Annotated in this window: 3 protein-coding genes; 1 reads left to right on the top strand and 2 read right to left on the bottom strand. The window is 69.7% G+C overall.

Annotation, left to right across the window (positions count from 1 at the left end; translation table 11 throughout):
* Positions 1-195, top strand: a 195-nt coding sequence (locus AC08OQ_RS17925) for a hypothetical protein (protein ID WP_476612230.1), incomplete at its 5' end; no start/stop codon positions are given.
* A gap of 848 nt (positions 196-1,043) precedes the next feature.
* Here the strand turns inward: AC08OQ_RS17925 and AC08OQ_RS17920 are convergent.
* Positions 1,044-3,494, bottom strand: a complete 2,451-nt coding sequence (locus tag AC08OQ_RS17920) for a helicase-associated domain-containing protein (RefSeq protein WP_476601436.1) — start codon at positions 3,492-3,494, stop codon at positions 1,044-1,046.
* Positions 3,495-3,714: 220 nt separating this feature from the next.
* Entirely contained in the window at positions 3,715-4,083 is a 369-nt protein-coding gene (locus tag AC08OQ_RS17915) for a hypothetical protein (RefSeq protein WP_462203949.1), read from the bottom strand.
* Between the last annotated feature and the right edge of the window lie 281 nt (positions 4,084-4,364).

Below are 4,364 nucleotides of genomic sequence, written 5' to 3'. Positions count from 1 at the left end.
TATTTGTTACTTCATTACGTCCCCTTTGATGCGCACGGCGGCGGTGCTGCCGTGCCTCGGCGCCCGCTGTACCAGAAATTTCCGGAGAGGTCCAGCGGAGACGACTTCGACGTCCACGTCCGACGGCAGGCCGAGCAGGTCGGCCTTGTGCCGCAGGTTATGGCTCAGGCGATCGGCGAACTGCGGGTGGTCTGAGAGAACCATCGCCGGAGGTCGCATAGACACCGCGGGTCTTCCGTGTGTCCCGGAAATGTGGAGGCGAGACACCGAGTGGACGCAGTGATTTCCCGGCGTATCCCCGGTCATGCAGTTCCTCGGCCAAGGCCGGGTCCTGGCTCCGAATCAGATCGTAGGTAACGGCCCGCGCCGGAGTGAAGACATCTTCCCACTTGATGGCCGGCTCGTCGGCTGCGACATCAACGCGGAATCTCATTCATTTCTCCGTCCCGTGCGCATGCTACCTATCTGATTCTGGCAGAGCCACAGCGCGCATGATGAGGCAGTCTGCCACAGGCAGAAATCCTCCTCGACGGCCGGGTCCGGGACCGGGCCGGAAAAGACATGACCGGTGGCTCGTGCCTGCGTCCGGACGGGGCGGCCCGCGGGGTGCGGCTCTCCCGGCGAGATAGCCTCTGATCTGGGACTCCGGTGAACCACCCGGCCCCAAGCGGGCGGCATCCGAAGGACAGACTACCGCATGCGGTCTCCTTGCGCTTCGACACTGCGAGATGCACCGCCCTACAGCCCCTGACGACTACCAGTTGGACGCGCCTGCCAGTGCCGGCCGCCTTCACCGGCTGTGTCCAGTGGCGGCACCGGATGCCGCGACCCCTTCGGGCCCGGCGACTAGACTTGGATCATGGCGTCGACCTGCGGATTTACCATCGGGTCGCTGATTATCCCTGGAGGGATCGCAATCTCCGATGGCTCCCGGTCGGGGGGTTTTCATGGATGTTCTTTTTGGGCGCGGTGACGTCCAGGGTGGTCATCGCCGCGGTGAGCTCGGGATCTCGGGCGCCGCCTCGGCGGGAAGGGGGTGCCGGTCAGCCGACGGGACTGACGGATTCGATGTTGGCCACGGCGAACTCGCGCTCGGCGTTGCGCAGGTGGCACCAGGAGTTCAGCCACCGGCCGAAGAGCTGGTTCGGCTGGATGCGGCGGACCGTCCGGGTGCCCTGCTTGTCCCGGTAGGCGATGACGACGTCGCTGCGGCGTTCCACCGCGTCCGCCAGCACGGCGAGTTCGGCGTCGTTCAGCCGCCCGTTTACCTCGCCGAGCCGCTGGGCGAGATTGGTCAGGAGGGTGACACCGTCGTCCTCGCCGGTGCGCAGGCGCTGGGCGAGTTCGTCGGCCGTCAGCCGCCGTCGGGTCGCCGACGGACCGGCGGGGGGCCCGCCGCGCGGTCGGGACGCCCGGGACGGCTGTGCCGAGGCCCCCCGCGGCGCCTTCCGTCCCGGCCCGCTCGTCACGATGACGGTGCCCGTCGCGTCCTCGGCGACGGGGTAGAAGCCCGTCCGGCGCAGCTCGGCGAGGACCGTGCCCAGTTCCACCGGGCTGGCCAGCACGGTGGGGGCGAGCCGGGCGAGGTGCAGCTTCGCCAGCGCCCGGGTGTGGAGGATCTCGGCGGTCGTGGGCTCGTCGGTGAGGACGGCGCTGCGCATCCCGCGGACCTGCACGTGTCCGTGCCGGCGGGCGACGTCGGCGATGAGGTATTCGAGCGGCTGCGGGAGACCGTGATCGGCTATGGTGCGTAGCTGTTCGAGCAGCTCGGTGGCGGACCATCCGGCGTCCATCGCGGCGCGGACGCTGGCGGAGGTGAACCGCCAGGTCCCGGCCGCGCCCCGGGACTCCGGCACCGCCGCGGCCCGCAGAAGCTGGGACATCGCCGCGCTGGGCTGGCCGGACACGACCGCGGTGAGATCTGACTGCAGGATCAGGCTGGACGGCGTCTCGGGCAGCAGCTCGGCGCAGCGGTCCGCCAGGTCCCGCACCGTCCTCGCGGCCTGCGCGGCGAACTCGTCCGCGGTCGAGACGATCATAAGCCCGACGGTGGCAGCCGCCGTGTCGGTGGTGCTCGGCGCGGCCTCGAGCAGAGCTTGGCCGAGCTCGGACAGGACGTCGAGGGCGAACACCCCGAGCAGCTCGGCCTCGCGGATCGCCGCCGCTACCTTGATCTTGCGGGTGGCGGCGTCGTAGCCGTGCAGGGGGAAGAACCAGTCGAGGTTCTCAGCCGTGAGCCGCACCGACCGCCCGCCGGCCGCCGCGCGGATCAGCACCCGGCGAATCTGGCCCGCCCCCGACTCGATGGGCAGGGGCGGCGGGACGTCCTTCTCGTCGGCACCCTCGCGGCTCGTCGGCGCGTGCTCCAGAGCGTGCCACGCCGCAGCCAGCGTCGCCCACTGATGGCTTGGCGACTCCCCCCGCCACTCCTGGAACCGCGAGCTCGGTGCGTAGCCGCCATCGGTGAAGGTCAGCAGGCCGGCGGCCGCGACCAGGTCGATCCACAGCGGCAGCTCGGCCAACGGTATCGACAGCCGCTTCGCCAGCCGGGCCCGTTCCCGCCCACCGACGCCTCCTCGCTTGAGCGCTACGACGGGGGCGGCGGCCTCGTCGAGCAGGGCGGTCACGGCGCGGATGGCGCCCTGTGCGGCCGCCTGGGAGCTCGACCGGACGACAGCCTCGTTCACCTCCGGCCGGGGAATGTCCGGCGGCCCGGTGAGTCCCTGGTCGTGCCTGGCCAGCCAGGCGGCGACCGCGACCTCACGGGGGAGCTCCGGCCGGTTGCCGACGCCCAGCACCAGCCCCGCGGTGATCAGCTGCCTGATGGGCTGCGCGGCTGCCCTCTGGTCGTGGACCTCCTCGAAGGGCGTGTAGGGGAACGTGTAGGGGAAGTAGCCGCCGGCCGTGGCCAGGCGCAGGTCATCGAGTTGCTGCCTCGCCGGGGCGGGCAGGGAAGCGATGATCGTCGCGATGCGGCGGGCATCGGACATGAGTTCGGTGAGCCGCGCGGTCAGCTCGGTCTTGCGCAGGTTTTCGGCCGGAGCCCCGAGCGCCGTGACCGCCTTACGTAGATCCTCGACCAGGACGTTGTGGGCGATCTTTGCGACCGGGCGGGCGGAACTGATCTCCTCGACCCAGTGGTTGTGCAGCGGTTCCGGGAGTTGGACCACCGTGTCGATCCAGGCGAGGCCGCGGGCGCACAGATCGCCCACCCCGGCGCGCACCGCGTCCGGTAACGCACCCAACAGCTCGGCCATCCGGGGTACCGTCGCGGACTGCCCCAGCAGCGCCGCCGCCTGGCCGACCCGGAGCGTGTCGCGGTTCAGCTCCCACAGCGCCGCCGCGAGCGAGTCCGGGCTTTCCAGCCGCTGCGCGAGCTGCCCGAAACCACGGGGGACCGGCTCGACCAGCACGTCCGGACGCGAGCGGAGCAGAGCGGCCAGCGCCGGCAAGTCCAGATCCGCAAGATGGTCGGCGAACGATCGTGGTGTCATCCCTTCCATTCTTATCTGCGCCGAGCGGGCACGACCGCCCGATCTGCCGGCAGCAGACACCCGAGACCACGGCCGCCCGTTCCCGATCCATCCGGATTGCGAGCAGACCGGTGGCGTCGGCGAACGGCATCGGCGCCCTCCGGGCGGTCGCCGGTACCGCGGGCCTCGCCGTCGTTGCCGGTGCGACCTCACCGGGTGCGGTCTCGTTGCCGGTGCGGCCTCACTGATAGCCGATGTGGAGGACGGTGGGGCTAGTAGGCGCATCGCTGTCGATGACGACCGTCGGCCCGTCCGGACCACCCCCGGGGCCACCGGCCCAGCCGAAGGTGAACATGTAGCTGCGCCCCGGCGCGATCCGGAGATGGGAGTTCTGATCCAGGAGGCGTTCACCGTCCACCGAAATTGACTGGACGTGCAGGATCCCCGGTCCTTTGTCGGTGATTGTCAGGTCGGTCTGCCGCCCGACGCCGCTCACCGCACCGGTCTCGTACGAAACGTTGATCATCGGGAGCGGATGATGCACCGGACGGCGGATCACGGCGCCGGCCGGCAACGCTGAGAACAGAACGAGCAGTATTGCGGTGACCATGATGGATACGGCGCGGCGGGACGGGTGCCGGGTACGGGCTGAAACGGATTGTGCGGCATCCCCCATAGCCCCGGAGCCGCCGGGGCGGACGGGCACCCGATCGAGGTGCGGGCGGCATACCGACCTGCCCGGTGAGGGGAGCATGGTTTCCTCCGCGCTGTATTTCCAGAAATCTGTCATCCCGGCTCGAGGATACTAGGGAGTCGAAATGAAATAACTTGCGCGTTTCGAACCCTCCACAGGCCTGTGACCTGCGATGATGCTCTCGATCACGTATTTGT

It is taken from the genome of Frankia sp. CcCS3 (assembly GCF_977927575.1).
Note: the sequence above shows the minus strand (reverse complement) of the source record. Positions and strands in the feature narration are given on the sequence as shown.